The sequence below is a fragment of the Pseudomonas sp. G11-1 genome (assembly GCF_024031555.1).
Classification (GTDB): domain Bacteria; phylum Pseudomonadota; class Gammaproteobacteria; order Pseudomonadales; family Pseudomonadaceae; genus Halopseudomonas; species Halopseudomonas bauzanensis.
In genome coordinates, this window is sequence record NZ_QEYQ01000002.1 from 809,284 (window position 1) to 833,675 (window position 24,392).

General features: G+C 61.9%; 23 protein-coding genes. 1 reads left to right on the forward strand and 22 read right to left on the reverse strand.

From position 1 onward, the window contains the following. Nucleotide 1: 1 nt before the first annotated feature. The 19 genes from lpdA to DHB74_RS09880 all read right to left on the reverse strand — a co-directional run bounded on the left by lpdA (nucleotide 2) and on the right by DHB74_RS09880 (nucleotide 20,204). The gene (gene lpdA, locus DHB74_RS09790; RefSeq protein WP_499161321.1) at nucleotides 2–1,393 is read right to left on the reverse strand and encodes a dihydrolipoyl dehydrogenase; all 1,392 of its coding nucleotides are present in this window, start codon (nucleotides 1,391–1,393) and stop codon (nucleotides 2–4) included. A gap of 7 nt (nucleotides 1,394–1,400) precedes the next feature. After that, entirely contained in the window at nucleotides 1,401–2,933 is a 1,533-nt protein-coding gene (locus tag DHB74_RS09795) for a dihydrolipoamide acetyltransferase family protein (protein WP_499161322.1), read from the reverse strand. A 1-nt stretch (nucleotide 2,934) separates the two neighbouring features. After that, the gene (locus DHB74_RS09800; RefSeq protein ID WP_499161323.1) at nucleotides 2,935–3,945 is read right to left on the reverse strand and encodes an alpha-ketoacid dehydrogenase subunit beta; all 1,011 of its coding nucleotides are present in this window, start codon (nucleotides 3,943–3,945) and stop codon (nucleotides 2,935–2,937) included. Nucleotides 3,946–3,953: 8 nt separating this feature from the next. Continuing rightward, nucleotides 3,954–4,874, reverse strand: a complete 921-nt coding sequence (locus DHB74_RS09805) for a thiamine pyrophosphate-dependent dehydrogenase E1 component subunit alpha (protein ID WP_499161389.1) — start codon at nucleotides 4,872–4,874, stop codon at nucleotides 3,954–3,956. Between the two features lie 159 nt (nucleotides 4,875–5,033). Beyond that, on the reverse strand, nucleotides 5,034–5,927 hold the full coding sequence (locus DHB74_RS09810) for an enoyl-CoA hydratase (RefSeq protein WP_499161324.1): 894 nt from the start codon (nucleotides 5,925–5,927) through the stop codon (nucleotides 5,034–5,036). Continuing rightward, on the reverse strand, nucleotides 5,927–7,165 hold the full coding sequence (locus DHB74_RS09815) for an aromatic ring-hydroxylating oxygenase subunit alpha (RefSeq protein ID WP_499161325.1): 1,239 nt from the start codon (nucleotides 7,163–7,165) through the stop codon (nucleotides 5,927–5,929). Before DHB74_RS09815 ends, DHB74_RS09810 begins: the two co-directional genes overlap by 1 nt. Before the next feature lie 13 nt (nucleotides 7,166–7,178). Further along, nucleotides 7,179–8,009: a sugar phosphate isomerase/epimerase family protein gene (locus DHB74_RS09820; RefSeq protein ID WP_499161326.1), complete on the reverse strand. Its 831-nt coding sequence runs from the start codon at nucleotides 8,007–8,009 to the stop codon at nucleotides 7,179–7,181. 4 nt (nucleotides 8,010–8,013) lie between these two features. Then, nucleotides 8,014–8,340 carry a 2Fe-2S iron-sulfur cluster-binding protein gene (locus DHB74_RS09825; protein WP_496393979.1) on the reverse strand — a complete coding sequence of 109 codons (327 nt, stop codon included), beginning with the start codon at nucleotides 8,338–8,340 and terminating at the stop codon, nucleotides 8,014–8,016. Nucleotides 8,341–8,402: 62 nt separating this feature from the next. Beyond that, the gene (locus tag DHB74_RS09830) at nucleotides 8,403–9,227 is read right to left on the reverse strand and encodes a glucose 1-dehydrogenase (protein ID WP_499161327.1); all 825 of its coding nucleotides are present in this window, start codon (nucleotides 9,225–9,227) and stop codon (nucleotides 8,403–8,405) included. Beyond that, entirely contained in the window at nucleotides 9,214–10,029 is an 816-nt protein-coding gene (locus DHB74_RS09835; RefSeq protein ID WP_499161328.1) for an SDR family oxidoreductase, read from the reverse strand. The genes DHB74_RS09830 and DHB74_RS09835 overlap by 14 nt, the downstream gene beginning before the upstream one ends. A 53-nt stretch (nucleotides 10,030–10,082) precedes the next feature. Next, complete coding sequence (locus DHB74_RS09840; RefSeq protein ID WP_499161329.1) at nucleotides 10,083–11,825, reverse strand: dihydrolipoamide acetyltransferase family protein; 1,743 nt, start codon at nucleotides 11,823–11,825, stop codon at nucleotides 10,083–10,085. Nucleotides 11,826–11,834: 9 nt separating this feature from the next. After that, a complete protein-coding gene (locus tag DHB74_RS09845) occupies nucleotides 11,835–12,845 on the reverse strand; it encodes an alpha-ketoacid dehydrogenase subunit beta (protein WP_499161330.1) in 1,011 nt (336 codons plus the stop codon). Between the two features lie 13 nt (nucleotides 12,846–12,858). Continuing rightward, the gene (locus DHB74_RS09850; RefSeq protein WP_499161331.1) at nucleotides 12,859–13,875 is read right to left on the reverse strand and encodes a thiamine pyrophosphate-dependent dehydrogenase E1 component subunit alpha; all 1,017 of its coding nucleotides are present in this window, start codon (nucleotides 13,873–13,875) and stop codon (nucleotides 12,859–12,861) included. 196 nt (nucleotides 13,876–14,071) lie between these two features. After that, nucleotides 14,072–15,313 carry an aromatic ring-hydroxylating oxygenase subunit alpha gene (locus tag DHB74_RS09855; RefSeq protein WP_499161332.1) on the reverse strand — a complete coding sequence of 414 codons (1,242 nt, stop codon included), beginning with the start codon at nucleotides 15,311–15,313 and terminating at the stop codon, nucleotides 14,072–14,074. 60 nt (nucleotides 15,314–15,373) lie between these two features. Beyond that, nucleotides 15,374–16,009: a TetR/AcrR family transcriptional regulator gene (locus DHB74_RS09860; protein WP_499161333.1), complete on the reverse strand. Its 636-nt coding sequence runs from the start codon at nucleotides 16,007–16,009 to the stop codon at nucleotides 15,374–15,376. Between the two features lie 58 nt (nucleotides 16,010–16,067). Beyond that, entirely contained in the window at nucleotides 16,068–16,883 is an 816-nt protein-coding gene (locus DHB74_RS09865) for a sugar phosphate isomerase/epimerase family protein (RefSeq protein WP_499161334.1), read from the reverse strand. 3 nt (nucleotides 16,884–16,886) lie between these two features. Then, a complete protein-coding gene (locus DHB74_RS09870) occupies nucleotides 16,887–17,450 on the reverse strand; it encodes a VOC family protein (RefSeq protein WP_499161335.1) in 564 nt (187 codons plus the stop codon). 9 nt (nucleotides 17,451–17,459) lie between these two features. Continuing rightward, nucleotides 17,460–17,798 carry a hypothetical protein gene (locus DHB74_RS09875; RefSeq protein WP_499161336.1) on the reverse strand — a complete coding sequence of 113 codons (339 nt, stop codon included), beginning with the start codon at nucleotides 17,796–17,798 and terminating at the stop codon, nucleotides 17,460–17,462. Nucleotides 17,799–17,810: 12 nt separating this feature from the next. Continuing rightward, nucleotides 17,811–20,204, reverse strand: coding sequence for an efflux RND transporter permease subunit (locus DHB74_RS09880; RefSeq protein ID WP_499161337.1), 2,394 nt, complete (start codon nucleotides 20,202–20,204; stop codon nucleotides 17,811–17,813). On the opposite strand from DHB74_RS09880, the gene DHB74_RS09885 reads away from it, so the two are divergent. Then, the gene (locus tag DHB74_RS09885; RefSeq protein WP_499161338.1) at nucleotides 20,203–20,328 is read left to right on the forward strand and encodes a hypothetical protein; all 126 of its coding nucleotides are present in this window, start codon (nucleotides 20,203–20,205) and stop codon (nucleotides 20,326–20,328) included. The two genes, DHB74_RS09880 and DHB74_RS09885, sit on opposite strands and share 2 nt — an antisense overlap. Here DHB74_RS09885 and DHB74_RS09890 read toward each other — a convergent pair. From DHB74_RS09890 to DHB74_RS09900, 3 genes are read right to left on the reverse strand one after another with little or no spacing between them, the layout of a single operon-like run. Beyond that, nucleotides 20,308–21,354, reverse strand: coding sequence for a YCF48-related protein (locus DHB74_RS09890; RefSeq protein ID WP_499161339.1), 1,047 nt, complete (start codon nucleotides 21,352–21,354; stop codon nucleotides 20,308–20,310). The two genes, DHB74_RS09885 and DHB74_RS09890, sit on opposite strands and share 21 nt — an antisense overlap. A gap of 47 nt (nucleotides 21,355–21,401) precedes the next feature. Next, nucleotides 21,402–22,757: a DUF1329 domain-containing protein gene (locus DHB74_RS09895; RefSeq protein ID WP_499161340.1), complete on the reverse strand. Its 1,356-nt coding sequence runs from the start codon at nucleotides 22,755–22,757 to the stop codon at nucleotides 21,402–21,404. Nucleotides 22,758–22,772: 15 nt separating this feature from the next. Further along, nucleotides 22,773–24,365 (reverse strand): DUF1302 domain-containing protein, encoded by a 1,593-nt coding sequence (locus DHB74_RS09900; protein ID WP_499161341.1) that lies wholly within the window; start codon nucleotides 24,363–24,365, stop codon nucleotides 22,773–22,775. Nucleotides 24,366–24,392 lie beyond the last annotated feature (27 nt).

Here is a 24,392-nt window from a genome sequence, read left to right on the forward strand (position 1 = left end):
CCTACTGATGCAGGGAACGGCCCATGCCATCCAGCACGGACTCATGGATCGCTTCGGACAGGGTCGGATGGGCGAAGATCATCTGCGCCAGTTCCTCATCACCTGCCTCCAGTTGCCGTGCCAGACCCAGTACATGGATCTGCTCGGTGGCTTCATGGCCGACCAGATGGGCACCCAACAGCTCGCCCGTTTCCTCATCCCACAGCGTCTTGGCGAAACCGTCCGCCTCGCCGGCAGCCAGCGCCTTGCCATTGGCCTGCAGGGCAAAGCGACCAACCCGCAGCGCGCGACCCGTTGCCCGTGCCGCCTGCTCGGTCAGCCCGACGCTGGCGACCTGCGGCCTGGCGTAGGTGCAGGACGGAACCAGCAGGCGATCCAGCGGCGCCGCCCCGTCCACGCCGGCAAGATGATCCACGCACAGCAGCGCTTCATGACTGGCCTTGTGCGCCAGGCAAGGCCCACCGGCGAGGTCGCCAATGGCATACAGCCCAGCCACATTGGTCCGGCACCACTGATCTATCGTGATAAAACCGCGTTCCTGCTGCACGCCGAGCGGCTCCAACCCCAGGCCCTCGCTGTTGGGCTGCACACCCGTGGCCAGCAGCAGGCGCTCGGCCTCGATCGAGGCGCTGTTGCCGCCCTGCGTCAGCTGACATACCACTCGCTCGCCAGCGCCCTGCCAGCTCAGGCTGGCACCCGTGTGCACAGTAATGCCCCGCGCCTCAAAGGCGCGCTGCATATGGGCCGAGACTTCCTCGTCCTCCAGCGGTAACAGCCGCGGCGCCTGCTCCACCAGGGTGACCTCAACGCCCAGATCGTTGTACAGACTGGCGAATTCACAGCCGATGGCACCGGCCCCGGCAATCAGCAACGAAGCGGGTAGTTCGGTCGGGCGCAGCGCCTCGCGGTAGGTCCAGATGCCGGGATGGCCGAGCGGAAAGCCCGGCAAGCCGCGCGCCCTGGCACCGGTGGCGAGGATGATATGACGAGCGGAAAACACCTGAGCGCCATCCGGCAGGGACACGCTCAGCTTGCCCTTGCCGGTCAGCCGAGCTTCACCGCGCAGTACCTCGACACCCCGCTTCTTCAACAGATAGCCGATGCCGCCCACCAGGGTGTCGGACACCTGGCGGCTGTGGGCGACCAGGCCCTGGATATCCACCTGGATATTGTCCACCCGGATACCGAAACGGGCGGCGTCCCGACAGGACTGCAGCACGTCCGCGCCCTTGAGCAGTGCCTTGGTCGGGATGCAGCCCCAGTTCAGACAGATGCCGCCCAGTTCCTCCCGCTCCACCAGCAAGGTGCGCAGCCCCAACTGGGCCGCCCGCAGAGCGGCTACATAGCCGCCGGGACCGGCACCTATCACCGCCACGTCATACATGCGCGACATCGTCACCTCACACCATGAGCAGCGCTGGGGTTTCCACCAGCCGCTTGAGTTCTTTCATGAAACGGGCAGCCAGCGCGCCATCAACCACGCGGTGATCACTGGACAGCGAAGCCGTCAGTTGCCGGCGAATCACCATCTGCCCATCCCGCGCCACCACCTGTTCCGCGGCCGCACCGACCGCCAGAATGGCCACCTGCGGCGGGTTGATGATGGCGTCGAACTGCCGGACCCCGTGCATGCCCAGGTTGGAAATACTGAAACTACCGCCCTGGAACTCCGCCGGCTTGAGGGTCCCGGCTTTGGCGCGGGTGGCCAGATCGCGTATCCGAGTGGAGATCTCACCAAGGCTTTGGCGGTTGGCAGCGGCAACGATGGGTGTGATCAGTCCACCATCAATGGCCACCGCCACGGCGATGTCGGCATCGGCCAGTTGCCTGATCACCTGCCGCTGCTCGTCGTACTGCACATTCAGCTCCGGCACCGCCATCAGGGCCTGGGCCGAAGCCTTGACCAGCATGTCATTGACCGAGATCTTCAAGCCCAGCACTGCGCCGTTGAGGGTATCGCGCAGCGTCAGCAGAGCCTCCAGGTCCAGATCCATGCTGACCCGGTAATGCGGTGCCGATTGCTTGGACGCCTGCAAGCGCGCAGCAATGGTCCGGCGCATGGCGGACAGTGGTTGTTCGGTTACCGTTGCCCCCTGCGCGGAGAGCGGAGCTTCGGTGAGAGTCGGCACAGCGTCCTGACGCATGGACAGCAATGCCTCCACATCCGCCCGGCATACCCGACCGCGACTACCGGTGGCGCGGCACTGGCGCAGGTCGATGCCCCTGGCCGCTGCCAAGCGGCGGGCGATCGGCGTGGCTGCCACCTGGCTGTCATCGCCGGTGACGCCTGGCGAGGCCGCCTGCTCACGCAGCGGCAGACTGCCGCCGGCGGCGCACACGGCCAGCACGACATCCTCGACCGAGATGCGCCCTTCCCGCCCACTGCCAGTCACTCTGCCCAGGTCGATACCTTCGCGCTGGGCCAGCCGCCAGGCATGGGGCGTGGCCAATACCGCGGAGCCGGTTTCGCCCCGCAACGACGCAGGGATACCGCTTGTGGAAACCCGCTTTACCTCAGCCATGGCTGGCGCAGCAGGCACTGACACGGGTGCGGGTGCGGGTGCGGGTGCGGGTGCGGGTGCGGGTGCGGGTGGCGTATCGGCAACCGTTGGCGCCGCCGGGGCGGCCGATGCTGCCTGCCCCGGTTGCCGGGTCGCCAAGTAGGTATCGATCTCGCTATCGCTGACCGCCGCAGGTGCGGTGATGGCCAGCAACGCCCCTACCGGCAAGGTAATGCCGGGCTCGACCAGGATCCGCCGCAACACGCCATCAAATGGAGCCTCCAGCGCATTGGCGATCTTGCTGGTCTCGATCTCGCAGAGCTCGTCCCCCTTGTGGAAAGCCTGGCCTTCCTGCACCAGCCAGGCACTCAGGGTGCCTTCCTCCATGGTCAGTCCCCACTTGGGGACCTCTATCGGCCTGATATCGCTCATCTCAGGCCTCCAGCACTTTGCGCACGGCAGCTTCGATCCGCGCGGCATTCGGCAGCCAGGCCTGTTCCAGCGATGGCGCAAAGGGCACCGGGGTATGGGGCGGCGTTACCAGTTCGATGGGCGCCTTGAGTGAGCGGAAGCCCTTGGACGCAATCAGCGCGGCGACGTCATGGGCAAAGCCGACCCGGGCGGCGGATTCATCGACGATCACCACCCGGCCGGTCCAGTCTACCGACTCGAGAATGCCTTCCTCGTCCAGGGGCGAGATGGTGCGCGGGTCGACCACTTCGACAGAAATACCCTCGGCGGCCAACTTGTCCGCCACCGCATTGGCGCGGTGCACCATGGCCGCCAGGGCAATGATGGTGACGTCGTCCCCTTCACGGGTGTAACGGGCCGTGCCAAAGGGAATTGGGTAGGCCTCATCCGGCACTTCCCCTTCCATCTTGTACAGGGTCTTGTGCTCACAAAAGACCACCGGATCATCGTCGCGGATCGCCTGGATCAGCAGCCCCTTGGCATCGTAGGGCGAGGACGGCACGACCACTTTCAACCCCGGCGTGGTGGCGAAGATGTTGTACGGCGACTGGGAATGCTGGGCACCGGCGCCGTAACCCGCGCCTATCATGCCGCGTACCACCATCGGGGTTTTCGCCTTGCCGCCGAACATGTAGCGAAACTTGGCGGCCTGGTTGTACAGCATGTCATGGGACACGCCGAAGAAATCCATGAACATGAGGTCGGCCACCGGACGTAGACCGGTCACCGCGGAACCCGCGGCCATCCCCAACAGCGCCGACTCGGTAATCGGCGTGTCAATCACCCGGGACGAGCCAAAACGCCCCCACAGCCCCTTGGTCACACCGAGCACGCCGCCATAGGCTTCGACGTCCTGCGCCGAACCACCACTGCCACCGCGGACATCTTCCCCCATGAGCACGACCCGCTGGTCGCGCTCCATTTCCTGCACCAGCGCTTCGTTCAGCGCTTCACGAAAAGTCTTGATAGTCATGATCTGCCTCAATAGGACACGTAAACGTCGGTGAGCACCTGCTCCGCGGCGGGCGGATTGGCCGCCCGGGCCCGTGCGACCGCTTCGTCGATTGCTGCTGCCACCTCACGGTCGACAGCGTCGATATCCTCCTGTGGCAACTGTCCTTCCACGCGCTGCAGAAACAGCTGCAGTGGATCCTTGCTGGCACGCAGCTCAGCCACCTCGCCGTCGGCGCGGTAGAGCATGGCATCGCCCTCGAAATGTCCACGCCAGCGCATGGCCACCGCCTCGATCACGCTGGGGCCCTGGCCGCTGCGTGCCCGCTCCACCGCCGCGCCCATGGCTTCGTGCACGGCAAAGAAATCCGTGCCATCCACCTTGACTGCCGGCAAGCCAAAGCCCGCAGCGCGCCCGGCAATATCCCGGCTGCCCACGGCGTAATCGTGGCCGGTGGCCTCGCCATAACCATTGTTTTCGAACATGAAGATCACCGGCAGCTGCAGCACGACCGCCATGTTCATTGCCTCGAATACCAGCCCCTGGTTGGAGCCGCCGTCGCCGGTAAAGGCCACGGCCACCCCGCCAGTGCCGAGGGTTTTGGCACTCAGCGCGGCACCGACGGCCAGCGGCGGCGCGCCGCCGACGATGGCATTGGCACCGAGCATGCCGCGCTCCAGGTCGGCAATATGCATGGAGCCACCCTTGCCTCGGCACAGGCCGGTCTCCTTGCCGTAGATCTCGGCCATCATGCCGTTCAGATCGCAGCCCTTGGCGATGCAGTGGCCGTGGCCGCGGTGGGTGGAACCGATATAGTCGATATCGCTCAGGTGCTCACAGACACCCACCGCAATGGCTTCCTGACCGGTATACAGGTGCAGGAAACCGGGAATCTCGCCGCTGGTGTTTTCCACCTGCAGCCGCTCTTCGAACTCGCGGATTTCCCGCATTCTGCGGTAGGCCCGCAGGAGTTGGTGTTTGCTCAGGGTCACGCCGCTCACCTCTGGTGTTCTGGTTGACACATGGCCCCGGTAACGGGGCCATGGATTAACACCAGACTAAAAAGCGGCAGGGGTAGCGACAACTACCCTCTCGGGGGGGGAAGGGGGTTACTGACCGTCCTTGTTGGCCTTGGCCATGGCCCTGGCGTCATAACCACCAATGCGGTCACCGGAGATCAGCTCGCTGTGGCTATGGGCGAAGTGATGCCAGGCAAAAGCCGCTTCCATCCCGGTGCGCTTGCCCTGCAGGTCCTCGATATGGTTGATCGCCTGCTTGGTCAGCGCCAATGCCAGGCGCGGCTGCTTGGCGATGGCCAGCGCCATCTCCATGGCCTGGTCATCGAGCTGATCGCGCGGGGCGATGCGGTTGACCATGCCCATTTCATAGGCCCGCTGGGCCGGCATGCGTCCGCCGAGAAACAGGAATTCCTTGGCAATGCGCGGATTCAGCTCATAGGGATGGGCAAAGTATTCGACGCCCGGGATACCCATGCGCACCACCGGGTCCTGGAAGAAGGCGTCCTCACTGGCGACGATCAGGTCACAGACCCAGGCCAGCATCAGCCCGCCGGCAATACAGGCACCCTGCACCACGGCGATGGTCGGCTTGGGGATATCCCGCCAGCGCCGACACATGTTCAGGTAGGCTTCCTGCTCGCGCACATAGAGAAACTCACCACCCGGCTTGTTGGTGTGGTCCCACCACATATTCACTCGATCCATGGGTTTGTCGATATCGCGCCCCGGTGTGCCGATATCGTGCCCCGCGGAAAAGTGCTTGCCGGCACCCTTGAGCAGAATGGTCTTGACCGTATCGTCATCCACTGCCCGGCGGAAGGCCGCATCCAGGGCGTAGGTCATCTGCCCGTTCTGGGCATTATTGAAGGTGGGGCGATTCATGGTGACAATCGCCACGCCTTCCTTCACCTCATACAACACCGGTTGCTCGGTCTCGTAGACCGACTGGTCCTCGCGCTGGACGAATTCGTTATTGCTTTCCATCAAGGTGCCTCCGGTGAGCCAGTCTGTTCAACATATTTATCCAGCATGGGCGTGACCCGCAGATGCTCAGGGATCCGCTCCACGCCGATACGCCGATCGATCTCTTCATGGGTCCAATAGAGGCGGCGCTCCTGATAACTCAGGCGCAGACCGGGAAACGCGTTGGAGCGCATGGAGGTCTGAATCGAGCCGAGGTTCTCCAGGTCCTCATCCAACACCTTATCGAAGGCAGGATTGGCCTTGTCCCAGTATGCAGGGCGTTCGCCCTCGCCCCAGTCCGGCCCCAGGCCGACCACTTCCATCTCGCACTCGTTGACACCGCGCGGCCAGAACCGCAGCTGCTGCACGAAGATCGAGCGGAAGGGTGTGATCATGTTGGGAAACGTCAGGTAGGCAGTACTGCTCTGGCGGTGCAGCGGCGTGGCACCGACGATATCCGGGGTATCCGGAGAATCCATGCCCAGGGTGGTCAATGCCCATGGATTGTAGGCGGTGACCATGCGCGAATGACCGCCGTCGAACAGGCCCATGGCCGATGCCTTGTGGTTCAGGGCATAGCCGATACTGTCCCGGTGCACGGTATTGATGTGATAGACCTCCTGGAAGGCATCCACCGCCGCTTTCCAGTTGCAGCCGATGATGGTCGAGCGGCGATGCACTACGCGCAATTTCTCCAGTTCCATGCAGGCCCATTCATCCAGCATGGGGGCCAGATGCTCGAGCAGCGGCGGCGCGTCGTTATCCAGGTTGATATAGATGGTGCCGCCGTAGACTTCACAGCGCACGCCGATCAGCGGCAGCTCTGCCTTGTTCAGGCCGCAGAAGTCACCTTCATCCGGCACGGCGATCAGCTTGCCGGTGAAATCGTAGGCCCAGCTGTGGTACTGGCAGCGCAGGATATTGCATTGCCCGCGGTCCGCTGGCGTCAGCGCCGCGCCCCGGTGCCGGCAGCTGTTATAGAAAGCCCGCACTACGTGATCCTTGCCCAGCACAATCAGGATCGGCCGACCGACCTTCTTCCACACCAGGAAGCTGCCGGGTTTTTCCAGCTCTTCGAGGCGGGCCACCGGCAGCCAGCACTTGCTGAAGATCTGTTCCAGCTCCAGCTGATGGAATTCTTCACTGGTATAGCGCGCCGCCGGAATTTCCGGAAACGCCGGAAACCCCGGCGGCGGCCCTTCGCGTTCGGCCTCGTATTCCAGGTCGGCGCGGATACGTTCTTGTAGTTCTGCTTTCATGTTCGCCTCGCTTTCAGCACCAGCCTGCCTGGCGCATCAGATTACGGGTTGCTTCGACCGCTTCAGCGGCGTGTTGGGCTGCGCTGCTGGCATTACCCCGATCCGTCTCCCGGGGGACCTCCACATCGACCATGACGCCCTGCCCCAGCTCGTCCAGCAACGCCAGCAACGGAAATTCGCCGGTACCCGGGATCCCGCGTGCAGCCACAGCCTCATGGTAAAGATCGCCGGGTAGCGCCATCGGGCCGTCGCACAGCTGCAGATAACCGACCCACTCGCGGGGAATCGCATGCAGATCAGCAGGGTCGCCGCCGTTACGGAAAAAATGCAGTGCGTCGATGGCCAGACAGGCCGTCGGATGCTGGATGGACTCCAGCACCTGCAGCGCTGCATGCAGCGACCGCACTGCGGAAAAACTGGTAAATTCCAATGCCGCCCGCAGCCCCGTGCTCGCTGCCAGATTGCAGAAATCGATCAGCAGAGTGCGGGCAAGGCTGGGTGATGACTCATGCAGGTGTACCGTGGCCAGCCCTACACCCAGGCGAGCAGCGCGCTCGAGCCCGGTACGGTAGTCCGCCAGCGCCACGCCCTCGCGCAGCGCAAAGACTTCGGCGTTATTCACCCGCACACCGGTGATGGCCAGGCGCTCAGCCACGGCGGCTTCCTGCTCGTCCGTATCGATACAGGGAAAGCGGGTCGCGATGCCTGGCGGCAGACAGGTAAAAAGCCCGACGTGTGAACAACCCAGCGCCGCTGCCAGATCCACCAGCTCTACCGGCGACAGCTGCAGTGCCGTGAGATGGTGCAGTGACAGTGACGCCGAGCCGGCAGGGATGGCGCTCACGGTGTTATACCTGGGCCTCGGGGATATGCAGAATCAGCTTGCCGTCGAGTTCCGGCGTGAGCTTGATCTGGCAGCTCAGGCGGCTGGTTTCACGGCGCTCGGAAGCTACCGCTTCCAGCAGATCGTCTTCCAGCGGGTCGATCGGCGGCAGCAGATCGATGCAGGACTCATCGACATAGACGTGGCAGGTGGCGCAGGCGCAGGACCCGCCGCATTCGGCGAGGATCCCCGGTACGCCATTCTGCACAGCACCACTCATGGCGCTGGAGCGTGGCAGAACGTTGACCTCGCGAGAGGTCCCGTCGGGTTGAATGAAAGTGACCATTGGCATAGCTACTGCTCCTGATGTGTACCAGCGGTGAGCCCTTCGCCCGACCGCTGCTGTTGTTCTGATTATTCGGGCAACCTGCCCATAAAACCGACCGGACGTTCGTGGAACAGCGCCGAGCCACTGGAACCTGCCACGGACACACCTGAGTCCACGACCAGCGCATGGGCGGTAATGTGCTGGGCCTCATCACTGGCCAGGTACACCAGGCTCTGGGCGATCTCGCTCGGCATGGCCGCGCTGCCCAGGGGCGATGACTGACTGGCGTTATCGATGGTTGCCTCGCGGGTCCCGTAAACCTGGTCCACCAAAGGCGTCACCACCAGCCCGGGGGCAATGGCATTGACCCGCACCCCGTACTGCGACAACTCCGAGGCGGCAGTACGGCTCAGCGCGATGACCCCATGCTTGGCAACGCTGTAGACATGCGGACCCATGCCGGCACAGACCCCGGCCAGGCTCGACAACGAGAGAATCACGCCGCTGCGCTGCTCGCGCATCTGCCGCCCGGCATGCTTGATACCGTAGAACACGCTGTCCAGCAACACCGCCATGGTGCGATCCCAATCGGCCTTGCTGGTCTCCAGCAGCGATCCCACCACGCCGATCAGCCCGGCATTATTGACCATGCAGTCCAGACGGCCATGGCGTTGCACGGCAAACTGCACCGCCGCTTCGATCTGCTCCTCCCGGGTCACATCCGCCGCGACGAAGCTGCCATTCAGCTCTCTGGCCAGCGCTTCACCGGCCGGCGCATTGATATCCGACAACACCAGTGCGGCGCCCTCAGCGGCGAAGGCTCTGGCGGCAGCGGCGCCAATACCGCTGGCGGCGCCAGTGATCAGCACCACCTTGTCTTTCAAGCCAGTCAACGAATCAGTCTGCTGCATGGGAAGCTCCTACAAAACGCATCGATTGCCCCTTGAGGACGCTGGCACCAGAGGCGGCGCCCGCACCGGTAACGCCGGAGTCCACCACCAGCGTATGGCCGGTAATGTGGGCCGCTGCATCACCAGCGAGGAACAGCAGGCCAGCGGCAATTTCCTCCGGCAACAGCGCAGAACCCAGTGGCGAGACCTGCGCCGCAGCCGCCAGCGCCTGCTCGCGACCGCCGCGCACCTCCTCGATCAGCGCCGTCACCGTGGTGCCCGGGGCAATGGCATTGACCCGGATACCGTGACGGGACAGTTCCGATGCCGCCGAACGGGTCAGCCCCACCACCGCATGCTTGGCCGCGGTGTAGGCATGCGGCCCTAGGCCGCCCATGACCCCAGCGATGCTGGAGACCGAGAGGATGACCCCGGACTTCTGCTCACGCATGGCCCGGCCGGCATGCTTGATGCCATAGAACACGCTGTCCAGCAGCACGGACTGCGTCGCCCGCCAGTAATTGCCGGGGGTTTCCAGAATGCTGCCGACCGCACCCACCATGCCGGCGTTATTGATCATGCAATCGATCCGGCCATGGTGTTCCAGGGTCGCGGCCACCAGGGCCTCGATCGCCTCTTCACGGGTGACATCGGTGTGCATGAAGAATCCACCGATATCCGCCGCTACCTGCTCACCCCGAGCGGCATTCACATCCGCCACCACCACCTTGCCGCCCTCGGCGGCGAACAGGCGGGCCGCAGCCTCGCCTATCCCGCTGGCGGCGCCGGTGACCACTACTACCTTGTCAGAGAACCTGTTCATGCTCGCGGCCCTTGTATGTCGTCATTGTTATTATCAGCCCGCACCGGATCGCATCAGCCGATCAGCGAGTACGGATTCTCCACCAGTTCGCGCAGGGCCTTGAGGAAGGTCGCCCCAACCGCACCATCGATCACCCGGTGATCACAGGACATGGTCACCGTCATTACCGTCCGGAACTCCACACCGCCGGTTTCCTGCTCGAAGCATTCCCGACGCATGCCACCTACGGCGAGGATGCCGCCCTGGGGTGGATTGATCACCGCATCGAACTGGCGAATGCCGAACATGCCGAGGTTGGACACGGTAAAGGTGCCGCCACTCAGTTGATCGGCCTTGAGCGCGCGATCACGTGCCTTCTGCGCCAGTTCTACCGCCTCGCGGGCCAGGGCATGTATGCCCTTCTGCTCGGCATTGCGGATCACCGGGGTCACCAGTCCGCCCTCAATGGCTACCGCCAGGCACAGATGGGCATTGGCGAAGCGTTTGATGCCCTGCTCGGTGTAATGCACATTGGCATCCGGTACCTCGGCCAGCGCCAGCGCCGTGGCGCGCATGACAAAATCATTGACCGACAGCTTCTTCTGGTTGGCCGCCAGCCGCGAATTCATCTTCTCGCGCAGCGCCAGCAGCGCATCCATCTGCAGGTCCACGGTCAGGTAGAAGTGCGGTACGGTCTGCTTGGAGTGGGTCAGGCTGTTGGCGATCGCCTTACGCATGGGCGTCAGCGGGATCAGTTCGTACTGGTCCGCTACCGGGCGCTCGCCGCCGGCCATGCCCTGCAGCGCAGAACGGAATGCTTCACGCACGTCATCCTTGAGCACCACATCCCGCGGGCCGCTGGGGACCAGCGAGGACAGATCAAAGCCGAGTTCGGCCGCCAGACGGCGGGCCGCTGGACCGGCGCGGAACACAGCATCGTTATCGGCAGACGCCTCTTCGCTGGCCGAAGCGACTGGCGAAGCAGGCGTCGGCTGCAGCAGCGCGTCCAGATCTTCCACCGAGACACGGCCATGGCGGCCGGTACCCTTGATGCCACGCAGATCGATGCCGTGACGATTGGCGAGACGCAACGCCACCGGGGACGCCTTAACCGTGGCGTTGGTCTGCGCCAATGCCTGGGCATCCGCAGCGGGCAGCGAGGTCCCAGACTGCTCCAGCGTCAGACCCGCCTGCTGGGCCAGATCCTCAACCGATATCCGGCCATGCCGGCCGGTGCCCTGCAGCTTGCTCAGGTCGATGCCGTGACGGTTGGCCAGGCGCAGTGCTACGGGGCTGGCCTGGGCAGCTTTGTTGGTCTCAGCAATCCGGGCCAGCTCGTCAGCCGACAGTGCGGGCTGCTGCGGAGCCGCCGGCGCAGCGGCAGGAGCAGGAGCGGGAGCGGGCGTGGCCGGAGCCTGAGGTGCCGGCACGGGCGCGGGTGTTGCAGCTGGCGCTGGCACGGCTTCCGGTTCAGGGGCCGGTGCTGCGGCGGCAGGGGCCGCGGCTGGTGCCGGCGCCTCACCGGTTTCCGCGGCGACGAAGGCATCGATCTCGGCATCATCCACAGCCGGATCAGCCATGACCGCCAGCAGGCCGCCAACCGGCAGGGTATCGCCAATATTGGCCACCAGCCGGCGCACCACACCGGCCATATCCTGACCGGCTTCCAGCGCGTTGACGATCTTCGCTGTCTCGATATCGGCGATTTCGGTGCCCTTGCTTACACTGTCGCCGACACTCACGTGCCAGTTGGACAATGTGCCCTCGGTCATTTCCAGACCCCACTGGGGCATCCTGATTGGGGTGATATTACTCATGGGGTTACCTCAGGAATGGGCGAGCACGGCGCGCACGGCTTTTTCCACATCCGCCGCATCCGGCAGATACAGACGTTCCAGCTCGGGCGCGAAGGGCACTGGCGTATGCGGCGGCGTGACGGGCAGCACCGGCGCGCGCAGGGAGGAAAACGCTTTCTCCACGGCCAGCCGGGCTACGTCCGCGGCAAAGCCACAACGCACCGGCGCCTCGTCTACCACTACCAGGCGACCGGTCTGGCGCACACTTTCCAGAATCAGTTCTTCATCCAGCGGTGAGGTGGTACGCGGGTCAATCACATCGCAGGTGATCCCTTCCTTGGCCAGCTTGTCGGCAGTCGCAACCGCAACCTTGACCATCTGCCCTGAGGCAACGATGGTGACATGCTCACCTTCGCGCACCAGCACGCCTTCGCCGAAGGGAATGGTGTAGTCGCCATCCGGCACTTCACAGGCGTCGTTGAACAGCATCTTGTGCTCGAGGAAGATCACCGGATCATCATCCCGGATGGCCTGCAGCAACAGCCCTTTTGCGTCATAGGCATTGGAGGGGATCAGCACCTTGATCCCCGGAATGGCGCTGAGCAAGCCATGGATTGTCTGCGAGTGCTGGGCACCCGCGCTGCGGCCGGCACCGACGGTCATACGGATCACCAGCGGCGCCTTGGCACCACCGAACATATAGCGGAACTTGGCTGCCTGGTTGAGAATCTGGTCGAAACAGACGCCGATGAAGTCGGAGAACATGATCTCGGCGACCGGACGATACCCAGCCAGCGCCGCGCCGTTGGCTGCACCGATAATGGCCGCTTCGCTGATCGGCGTATCGATTACCCGGTGTTCACCGAAACGCGGCAGTAGCCCCTTGGTCAGGCCGAACACACCGCCGGCTGCGTCCCGCTGGCCGGAGGTTCCGCCCGCGCCGCCGGATACGTCCTCACCGAGGATGAGTACGGTCTCATCCCTTTCCATCTCCAGATGCAGCGCTTCGTTGATGGCTTCACGAAATGTTTTTCTTGGCATGACTCGGACTCACTTAATAGCTGTTATATACGTTGGTGAGGAGGTCTTCAGGGAGCGGGCGCGGCGCCTGCTTGGCCGCGACGACCGACGACTCGATCAGCGCCAGCACCTCGGCATCGACCTGGTCGAGGGTCTCCAGCGAGACTTCACCGGTCTGTTCCATGCGTTTACGGAACTTGAGCAGGCAATCCTCCTCATCTCGATAACGACGCACTTCGTCCTTGGCCCGATAATTCTGCGGGTCGCCCTCGAAGTGACCGAAGTAGCGGATGGTTTCGCAATAGATAGCCGAGGGGCCGCCGCCGCTGCGGGACAGCTCCAGCGCCTTGCTCATCGCCTCGTAGATGGAGAAGAAATCAAAACCATCAGCCTGGAACACCGGAATGCCAAAACCTTCGATACGCTTGACGATATCGTCACAACCGATGCCGTAGTCGGCGCCGGTGTGTTCGCTGTAGCCGTTATTCTCGAAGACGAATACCTTGGGCACCTGCAATACCACCGCCATGTTCATGGCTTCGAATACCGTGCCCTGGTTGGAGGCGCCGTCACCCGTGAAGGACAGCGCTACGCTACCTTCGCCACGCAGCTTGCAGGCGATAGCCGCACCTACTGCGATAGGCTGGCCGGCGCCCACAATGCCGTTGGCACCCAGCATGCCCTTGGAGATATCAGCAATATGCATGGAGCCGCCCTTGCCCTTGTTCAGGCCATCACGGCTACCGAAAATCTCCTTCATCATCGCCGGCACATCGCAGCCCTTGGCAATGCAGTGGCCGTGCCCACGGTGAGTACTGATGATGAAGTCCTTGTCGGTCAGATGCTCGCAGGCGCCGACGGCAACCGCCTCCTGACCGGAATACAGATGGGTGAAGCCCGGAATGGCGCCGGTGGCATTCTCGATGTGCAGACGCTCCTCGAACTCGCGGATGGTCTTCATCTGGCGATAGGCTCGAACGATCGCCTCCTGGGACAGCCCACTGGCCTGAGCCGAAGCGCGCACGGCTGCTTTTTTTGTTCTGGTACTCATGTTTCCACTCCCCGAGAGCATGACTAATTCTTCCTTGCCCACTTAAAAGCGGGCCGGACTGACTTTTTTATACCATTGAAACTGATGGAATTCCAGTTCGTCTGTTGTCGCAATATGGAAATTGAATAGCGCGCGATAAATACGCTGCAATGCGAAAAGCGCCCGCCCTTGCCGTGGCCGGCAAGGGCAGCGCAGATTATCTGTCCGCGTCCAACAACGCTTGGATATGCTGGTGGATGTTCTGCAGGGCCAGTTCATTGGCACCGAGCACCGGTTGGAAGCCCGGCGGCGCGTACTTCATGTTGGCCTGGCCTTCCCGTGACACGCTGTAGTCCTCGGTCTCGACCACCTTGTGGATGAAGTCATGCATATCGGTCCACAGCTTCGGATCAGCGTCCTCGGCCATATGCCCCGGCTTGTAGGTGGTCAGCAGGGACGTGGCGTTATCCACCTCATCCAGCGGAAAGAGTCGCGACAAGCCGTAGAACTGCTCGCCGTTCGCCATGGTGTTACAGTTGATGACCGTGTTCGGGAAGATGTAGTACAGGCCGCCATAGCTGGTGGGTGGCCACTCGCTTTCTGGGGTGTCAGCGCACTCCAGAAAGTCCGCCCGGGGCATCCCCAGGCGGTGATGCGGACCATGATTGATATAGCTCATGATGTTGGACATGGCCAATGCGCCAATGCTGCTGGGATGCAGCGTGGCGAAGTGGTAGCCCTCGCCGTAGGTGTCCATGGCGTACTTCCAGTTGGCCTCGACATTGATCCGCGAGGTTTTCATGGGCCGGGCCTTTTCCAGCTCCAGGTGCGCCAGCTCGGCAGCAAAACCTTCACCCAGGTGATCCACCACGTCGATCGGCGCACCGCCGGGAACGGCGCGCACGAAGATCAGGCCATGCCACTCAGTGACCGGCACCGCGATCAGTTTGCGATCTTCCTTGTTGATGCCACAGAAGCCCTCCTCTCCCGGTCTACCGACGAGATTGCCGTCCAGGTCAAAGGTCCAGCCATGGAACTTGCAACTCATGCGGTTCTTCTTGCCACACTCGGTAACCAGCTTGGCCGCGCGATGGGTACACATGTTGAGGAAGGCATTCACCTCGCCCTGCTTATTGCGGGTGAGCAGGATCGGCGGGCCCACTTCGTCGAACAGGAAGGTATCGCCGGGATTGGGCAGGTCACCGGTGAGGGCAGCGAGGATCGGGCGCTCGCGAAACAGCACGCGACGTTCTTGCTCATGGCGAGCTTCATCGGTGTAGGCGGTGGTGGCAATGAGCATGGGCCCATCCGCCAGATCCGTGGTGCCGTTGCGGATATGCTCCACGGTCCGGCGGCGCAACTCGCTGTGGGATTCCAGCTTCAAGGCTTGCCAATCAACACTATCGTCACGCTTGGCGGACTTGAGTACTGCGCTGTCCAGCTTATTTTCAATAGTCATGAGGCTACTCCTGGTACTTGTTTTTATAGGTTGGCCCGACCGCCGGGCCAGCGGTTAAGGTTATCGTTGCATCACTGTCAGCAGGCATCGCAGTGCCTGCACGCTGCCGCGAAATTGCGCCGGTGTCGGCGCCATCAGGGAGCGGTATCCCAGCGCACCGTAGAACAGCGATAGCAGCATCGGGCCCACTTCTGCCGCATCCACATCGGCGGCCAGTTCGCCCCTGTCCTTGGCGCGCTCCACCAGACTGATGGCCACCCGGTCCCGACGCACGGACGCATCGATCAACACCTGATAGACCGATGGGTTACGCGCCGCTTCCAGCTGCGCGGTCAGACCGAGCAGCTGCAGCGTGCCATCGTCGCGGTACAGGGTGGGCACCAGATCAAGCAGCACTGCCATCCCCTCGGCGACCGAGTCCAGTGATTGCAGTGCCTGTTCGAAGGCCAGGATTTCCTCGTCATACATCTGCTGAACCACCGCAATGAAGAGGGCATCCTTGGAAGAAAAATGGTTGTAGATAGCCGGCCCGGACAGGCCGACCGTGCCGGCGATTTCCGCCAGGGTGATACCCGCCACGCCTTTGCGCGCAAAAAGATGCGCTGCGGCCTTCAGCAACAGCGTGCGGGTGCTCTCGGCGCTGCGCCGGCGCGTCGGGCTCTGGCCAAGCATGAGCGTGCTGGTGGATGGGGACATGGCGATAGCCGCTCTTGTAAATTAATAGTCATTAACCTACAAGGAGCCTCTGCACCTGTCAACAAAAACGTGCAGTCTGGACTGCTTTTGTATTATCCAGCCAGGCCTGGGTACGCTGGCGTACCTCCCGCGCTCGCAGAGCAAAGTCCGGATAAGCCGAACGCAGACTCAGGGAACGGATTTCCAGACTCAGCGGCAGCCCTTCCGGCAGCACAGCCAGCCAATCCGCCAACGGCAGATCGCCATCCCCAGGCAGCAGGCGGTAGTCCACTGCTTCCAGCCGCACGTCCGCCCGGTTGGCCATATCCGGCCCCGGACCACTGGCATCACAGAGTTGCGCATAGGTGAGCCACTGCGCCGGCAGGCTTTCGATCTGCTGCAAGGTGCCGCCGGAGCGGGCCCAGTGCAGCGCGTCGATAAGCATGCCCAGGTTGGGCCGATTGACCGCACTGATCATCTCGCGCGCCTGTTCAAGGCTGCGCACTTCGGTAAAGGCACCGAACTCCAGCACGATGCGCAGATCGCGATTGTGATCGCACAACTGCGTCAGCTTGTGGATCGTCGCCTGCTGATCCGGATCGGAACTGACCACCAGCACATGATCGGCGCTCAGCTCGGCAGCAATATCGAGGGTATGCAAGTGCGCCGGGTTCAACGCCCCCGGCTTGATCCATACCACTTCGGCATCCAGCAGTTGCAGATCATGCTCCAGCAGTGCGGATTTCACCTGTCGCAGGTAGTCCGGAGAAAAGCGCTCCGGCTCCACCCACAGGCCCACTGCGGCATAACCCGCCGCCGCGGCAGCATCGATCAATTCCAATGGCGAGGCCTCCGGGATCACCCCGGAGGCCAGTGACAACAAAAGGGCCGACATGGCTCAGCCCCGACGACGGACGGGATCGCTACCATCCCAGGTGCGAGCCATCTCGCGCACGGAAGCGAAGAAGGCACGTCCGGGATCATCACCCTTCCACAGCTCCAGCATGGTGCCGGGACCACCGCCCGTATCCAGATAGGCGACTTCCGCACTGCCGCCGCGATAGGTCGACTCCTGCAGCAAGCGAGCACCGGCGCGGTAACACACCTCCAGCGCCTGCTGCATGTCATCCACCGCGATCAGCACGTGATGCAGGCCCTCACGGCCTTCATCGAGCCAGCCGCGGTAGATGGACGGGCTATCGCAGTGCTGCTTGATGATCTCGATCTGCATGTCGCCCCAGTAGCCGATCGCTGCGGTCATGTCGATCTCGGCGGGCTGGCCGAGATACCTGCAACTGTCCGCCTGGATATGCTCCATCAGCATGAAGGGCCCGGCGCCCATGGTGTGCGTCCAGAAATGCACACAGGCGTCGAAATCCCTGGGCACGAAGGCCAGCTGGGTCACCGGACCCAGCGAGGCAATGGTGTCGTCCAGCTGCACGGGAGAAATACTATTGTTCATCTGGTCACCTCAATCATAGAAGGAAGGCATCAGGCCGCCGCGTTTTTCCAGAAACTGCAGCGACTCTTCCAGTACCGCCTGTTTGAGCACGCCCGCCGCTTCCAGATAACGTGGATCGGCACGGTAGGCATCGCCCTTCATGACCCGCTCGACGTGGGCCATGTCCTCCATTTCCCAGAGGTCCACGATCACCGCCGGCTTCACCGGGCCGAAGCGCTCGACGAAGCAGCCGTGCATCTTCCAGCCATACTCCTCGAACATGGGTGCCATCTTGTTGACCAGCACATCCACCACGTCGTTGGCCTGATAGGCCTCCACCTTGAGGGTGGCTTTCATGAAAATCGACATTCCTCACTCCTGTCAGGATAGATGGGCCGGTTCAGGGGCCGCACTGCGGCTTGTCTGACGGGGCTCGGTTTCCGGGGTCGCGGTGTCCTGCCCATCCGGCTTGGAACCGGCCGGCCGATCACGGCCGGGATCGCGCATCAGGAAGTAGGACAGCGTGGGCACCATGATCAGTGCACCCAGCATGTTGAACAGGAACATGAAGGCCAGCAGTATGCCCATGTCGGCCTGGAACTTGATGGCCGAGAAGGCCCAGGTCACCACACCGACCGACAGCGTGATCCCCACCAGTGCCACTACCTTACCGGTATCACCCAATGCCCGCGCATAGGCCTCACGCAGCGGCAGGCCGTTGCGCATGTGCACCAGTTGCACTGCCAGAAGGTATAACGCGTAATCCACACCGATTCCCACACCCAGGGCCACCACCGGCAGGGTCGCCACCTTGGTGCCAATGCCCAGCAACACCATCAGCGCTTCGGCCAGGATCGAGGTGATGAACAGCGGAATAATCGCCACCAGCACCGCACGCCAGCTACGCAGTACAATCAGACAGATCGCCGCCACCGCCAGATAGATGTAGATGAACATCTGCAAGCTGGAGCGCTCCACCACGATATTGGTGACTGCCTCGATACCCGCGGGGCCGGAGGCCAGCAGGATTTCCACCTCGCCGGTCTCGTTCTCGATCTTGAAGGCCTCCACCGCCTGGATGATGCTGTCCAGCGTGCCCGCCTTGTGGTCAGTGAGATAGGCATAGACCGGAATGAAACTGCACGCTGTATTCACCATTTCCGGGAAGTCGGTGATCAGGAACTGGGTTGCGGTTTCCAGCAGCCCCTGGTGATTGGGCAGGGCATTCCATTTGGGGTTGGCTTCCTGCAAACCACCGATCAACGACGCCACGTTGGTCGACAGGGTCGATACGCTCTGCACCTGGGGCACCTTGGACAGCTCCCAGGCCAGATTGTCCACCACCTGCAGCGCTTGATAGCTGGAGCATTGCTGTTCCGGCGTCTTGACCATCACTACGAACTGATCGTTGGTCAGGTTGTAGTTGCGATTGACGAAGCCGATATCCTGGTTGTAACGGGAATCGGCCCGCAGTTCCGGCGCGCCCTCGTCAAGATCGCCAATCTGCATGTCCTGGCGGATATAGAAACCGATCGCCAGCAGAACCAGGGAAACCACCAGCGCACCTGTCGCATAGCGACGGGAGGTGAAACGGGTAAGCACCGCCCAGGCACCCAGCTGGTTGCTGGAAGCCCGGCGCTGGGCCTGGTTCGCACGCTCGGCCGCCTTATTGCTGACTCCCACAACCGACATCAACATCGGCAACAGCAGCAGATTGGTGAAGATCAGGAAGAACACCCCGATACTGGCGCACAGTGCCAGGTCACCGATGACCGGGATATCGATGGCCAGCAACACCAGGAAGCCGATGCCATCGGACAGCAATGCCCCCATGCCCGGCATCAGCAGACGCGCCAGGGAGTTACGGGCAGCCGACAGGGGACTGAAACCTGCACCCACATCAGCGATGGTACCGCTCATGATCTGCGAGCCATGGCTGACGCCAATGGCAAACACCAGGAAGGGCACGAGAATCGTATAGGGGTTGAGCTCCTCCCCCATCAGAATGAGCGAGCCGAGCAGGCAGATGACCGCTGTCACCGAACAACCAAGCACCAACAAGGTGCTGCGCAGGCAGCGCACGAACAGATACACCACCACGCCGGCGATGACGGCCGCAAACAGGAAGAACAGGAAGACCTGCTTCATGCCATCGATCAGGTCGCCTACCAGCTTGGCAAAACCGACGATATGGATTTCCGCATTGCCGTCCCGGGAAAACTCTTCACGCACCTGCTTTTCGAGTATTTCCGACAGCTTCGAATAGTCCATCGGCTGGCCGGTATGCGGATCGTTCTCCAGCAGCGGCACCACATACATGATGGAGCTCAGATCGTTGCCCACCAGGCTGCCGAGGATGCCCGACACACGGATATTGCGCCGCAACTCACCGGTATCGAGATCCCGAGGCATGACCGGACCGCCACGGAAACCCTCCTCTGTCACTTCGGTCCAGCGCACCGACGACATCCAGATGGATTTCATCCAGGCGCGATCGACGCCGGGCATCAGAAACAGGGTGTCGTTGATCTTCTGGGTGATCTCGAGGAATTCCGGATCGAAGATATCACCAGACGGGTTCTTCACCACGACCCTGATGACGTTGCCCAACCCACCCACTTCATGGCGGGTATCGAAGTAATTCTGAATGTAGGGATGATTCTGGGGAATCATCTCATCAAAACTGGCATTGATCTTCAGGCCGCCCAGCTGCAGCGAGAAGAATCCCAGCACCAACGCACACAAGACAATGAATGGATAGCGGAGGCGAAACATGAATGCCGCCACCTTTTCTGACCGGTTGGCTGGCGGCTGGTCTGCCACTGCTGCGCCACTCGGGCTGGTGAAATCGTTTGATCTATCTGACATGATCGCCCGCCTACTTGTCATGTTGCAGTGAAAGTTGACGTACGCCGCGCGCGCCCACCAGGACCAGCGCGTCGCCACTCAACTCGACGTCGTACAGGGGCATGCCGCCCGACGACAGCTCCTCGGAGGTGAAGCTCCCGCCTTGACGTGCGACACGAAACACCTTACCGGCCTGGCCGACCAGCAACGCCGCATCCGGCGAAACCGCGACCGCATTATTGAAGGAGTCCTCGGTATCAAGCTGCACACGCTGCCAAGCGGACTCCGGCGAACCGACGTAGGCACTGCCCCGCAGGCCGTACAGCAGGATCTGCTCACCCAGGCTCACGGCGCCGAACCAGGACCCTTCATAGGGTGATTCCAGCGCCACCAGACGCTCGGCTTCGGCATCCCAGCGCAGCAACAGGCCCTTTTCGCCCACGGCATGCAACACGCCCTGATGCTCGAAAGCCGCGTAGATATGAAAGCCCATGGGGTTATCGATACGATGGGAGAATGGCACCCAGGTGTCGCCGCCATCGTCGGTACGGAAGGCATAGTTGAATGCGCCCAGCACCACTCCGTGCTGGTCATCGGAGAAATACACGGTCAGGAAGGGTTTGTCGCTGCCTTCCATTTCGAAACGTTCGTATTCGAATAGCGCCTCTTCACCGAGATCGGGATGGCTGTTACGGAACTCGCCGATCAGCGCTGCAGCCTGACGGCCGTCCAGCACCTTGCGCCAGCTGTTGCCGCCATCGGCGGTTTTCAGCACCACTCCATCATGGCCAACCACCCAACCCAGCTGGCCATTGATAAAATGACTGGCAACCAGATCCGATGCCACCGGTACGGGCTGCTGCGCCCAGGACTGGCCGCCATCATCACTGGTCAGGATATGTCCACGCCGCCCGACTGCAATGAGCCTGTCCGCTGCCGTGTCGATATCAAGCAGGCGATTGGTCAGTGCATGATTGAGATCCTCTGCTGCAGGCCGATCCAGTGGCAGCGGGACACCGGCCAGGGTAGCGGAAGAGACCAGCACGGCGCCCAGGGTAACCAAGGTTTTTCTAAACATGATACGCACCAGAAAGGCGGACTTGCCGAGGCAAGCCCGCCACGTGGTTAGTTGATGACGCGACGCGACAAGGTGGCTGACGACCAGGTCGTTGCCGGCATGCTATCGATGATAGCCATACCTTCGCCCGGTGCCATGCCCAGTGCGGTGTACACACCAGAGATCAGATCGATCACAGTGTTCCATGCGGTACCCGCAGCCTTCGACTCATAGAAGGGCGCATTCATCTGCAGGTTCACCCGGTAGACGTTGCCGGAGCTATCGTACATCTGGGCATAGCCATCGATATAAGTATCTTCGGAGATGAACATGTCACGCTTGTGGTACACGTGGCGCTGACCATCCTTGAGCACTGCCTGGACGTGCCACACGCGTTGCTTCTCCCAGCGGATGCACTCGGACTTCGGATGGCCGGCGGTGAACTTGGCGTCGCCATAGCATTCTGCATCATCCTTGTCGGTGTACTGATACCGATAGTTGTTGAACGGGATGTACATTTCCTTGCGGCCGATGAGATTCCATTCGTAGCGGTCCTTTTTGCCCGCGAACATGATGTCATCGTCGAACGTCATGGCACCACCCACCTGGGATACCGGCGTATCGGCGGCGCTATCGGGCGACAGTCTTACCCGACGGGTAGCGGGCGAATAGTTGTGGGCACGTCGCTCACTGTTCTCCAGCATATCCAGTACCAGGGTGTTCTGGCCGGACAGGCGCGAAGGCGCGGTGTACTCGTAGCGGTAGCCATAGAACATGGTCGGATTCGGCTCGTAGAACGGCTGATAACGCAGGGCGTTGGCCGTGTAGCTGTGCACCAGATCGCCATTGGGCTTGGCGTACTTGCCGACATAGTTCTTCTGCAGCACGATCAGACCACGGTAGGAGGTGTCATGGTTCCACATCACTTCCAGACCGTTTTGCGGAACTGGGAAGGCAATTCCCTGACCACAGCCGTTAGAGGTATCCAGTCCCAGCGGACCATTGATGGTCTTGCAACGCTCGGCGTTCAGCTTGGAGTTTTCCAGGAACGAATCCGGATAACTCACCGAACGGCGGGTCGGATAGACGTTGATCTTGAAGGTCTCCGGGTACTTCTGGAACATGAGCATCAGCGCTTCACTCAGTTGCTCTTCATGCTCCTTGTAGTTGTTGGCATCGATGACCAGCACCGGCTTGTCATCGGCAAACGGATCAGGGCGAAAGCCGGGATTGGCCGGATCGTAATTGGCCGGCGGCTCGACGCCGCCGGTATAGGCCGGGATGCTGCCGTCGGCATTGGCACCGGCAATGGCGCCCCAGGGCGTCAGCTCGCCGCCCAGATCACTCACTTCATAGGCAACAGCGAGTTGGCCAAACAGGGAACCAGCCAGTAGCAGGGAGGTGGCAAGTAAAGTCTTTTTCATTGTAGTTATCTCCGATCAGAACTGTCCGGTGTAGGTAAAGGAAAGCCAGCCGCGATCCTGCAATTGCGAGCCGTTGCTGTACAGAATGCCGCCTGCCGGGTTGTCCTTCTTGGTCGCCAGGTAGTCGATGTATTGCAGCTTGAACTCATGGTTTGCGTTGTAGGTCACTTTGGGACCAAAGCTGTAGCTGCCGGCCTTTTCGTTACCACCACCGGACACCGCACTGTTGCCATGGAGGCCATAGGTAATGGCGGTATCGAAGCCGACGTCCCAACCGACTGCCACAGCAGTCCACTGCGGACTGAAGCGCAGGGTAGCCTGGCTGACATTGCGAGTGACGCAACCACGCTTGGCATCGCTGCCGTCGCAGATATCCAGGTTTTCTTCATTCTTCGTGATCTTATCCAGATGGCTGAAGGCAACCTCCCCGGTCAGGGAAGCGGAAGACCAGAACTGGTTGGGGCCGTACGTCTTGATACCGTTTAGCAGGACGTGGTAGGTATCCCCACGGGCTATACTGTCGAGGCCGGCAGGCACTCTGCCGCCGGTCAGGGCTGTATCTTCACGGCGAACCAACTCAAGCCCAACACTGGTAGTGCCAACCAGCTTGGAGAAACTCAGGCCATACAGCTTGGCATCTTCGGGATAGACGAATTCGTAGGTACCTGCAGCAGCATCGGTGCTCACCCAGGGCGCGCGCTCGGTGAATTCGCGGTAATAGACACCCATGGTGGTATTGATCGAGTCGAAGAAATAACGCCCCGCCACGCCCCAGTCACCGGTATTGCTGGCCTTGCGGATACCCGCGTTGCGTAACTGGCCATTCATGGAGTCCGGGCCATCCAGCAGGATGTCGGAACCGGCTAGATAGGTACCGCCCTGGCTCAGCCGAGTCGGCTCGAACTCGAAGTAGTACTGGGCGGCCAGGGACAGATTCGGGGTAGGCTGCAGGTTAACGTGCACCTGGCCAACCGGCATACTGACCTCGCGGGCATCGGCGCCCGGTGCCACGGCCGCCTTCAGGCCATCAACCGGAGCCTGGGCGTGGGACACACTGTGGGTGGACAGAATGATCGCCTCCCCCCAGAGGTTGGTCTGACGACCGATCTTCACGTCACCGACGGTGTTACCGAAATGGAAGTTGCTGTAGACGTAGGCATCCAGCAGCTCCCCGGAAACGCCCTTGTGGTAGCGCTTGGTGGTACTGGAGAAGCGGTTGTTATCGTAGCTGCCGCTGCCCTCCAGGCCCGGGCCGTTCTCGACCTTGTCATTGAAGGCTTGGTCATACCAGGCGGCGCCGCTCAGTTTCAGGCCGAATTTGCCCTGATAGTCCCAGCCCAGCTCGCTGTACCAGTCCACCCGGTTGGTGACGATATCGTAGCGATCATAGGAACTGGTGCCCTCATCGGTACCAGGATTGGTCGCAATGGCGCTGTCCGGCTTTTCCATGCGCATACCGAGGTTGTAGCGCACAATGTTGTTCCACTCTACATTGCCACCGGCGATCTCCAGGGAATAGGCCGGGGCAGCATGGGTCATGGCGATCGCAAGTGTCAAAGCACTCAGGCTGGGTACCGCGAGAAATGCCTTATTGTTGTCAAGTTTCATAGCAGTCTCTTTCGTTCGATGTGTTTT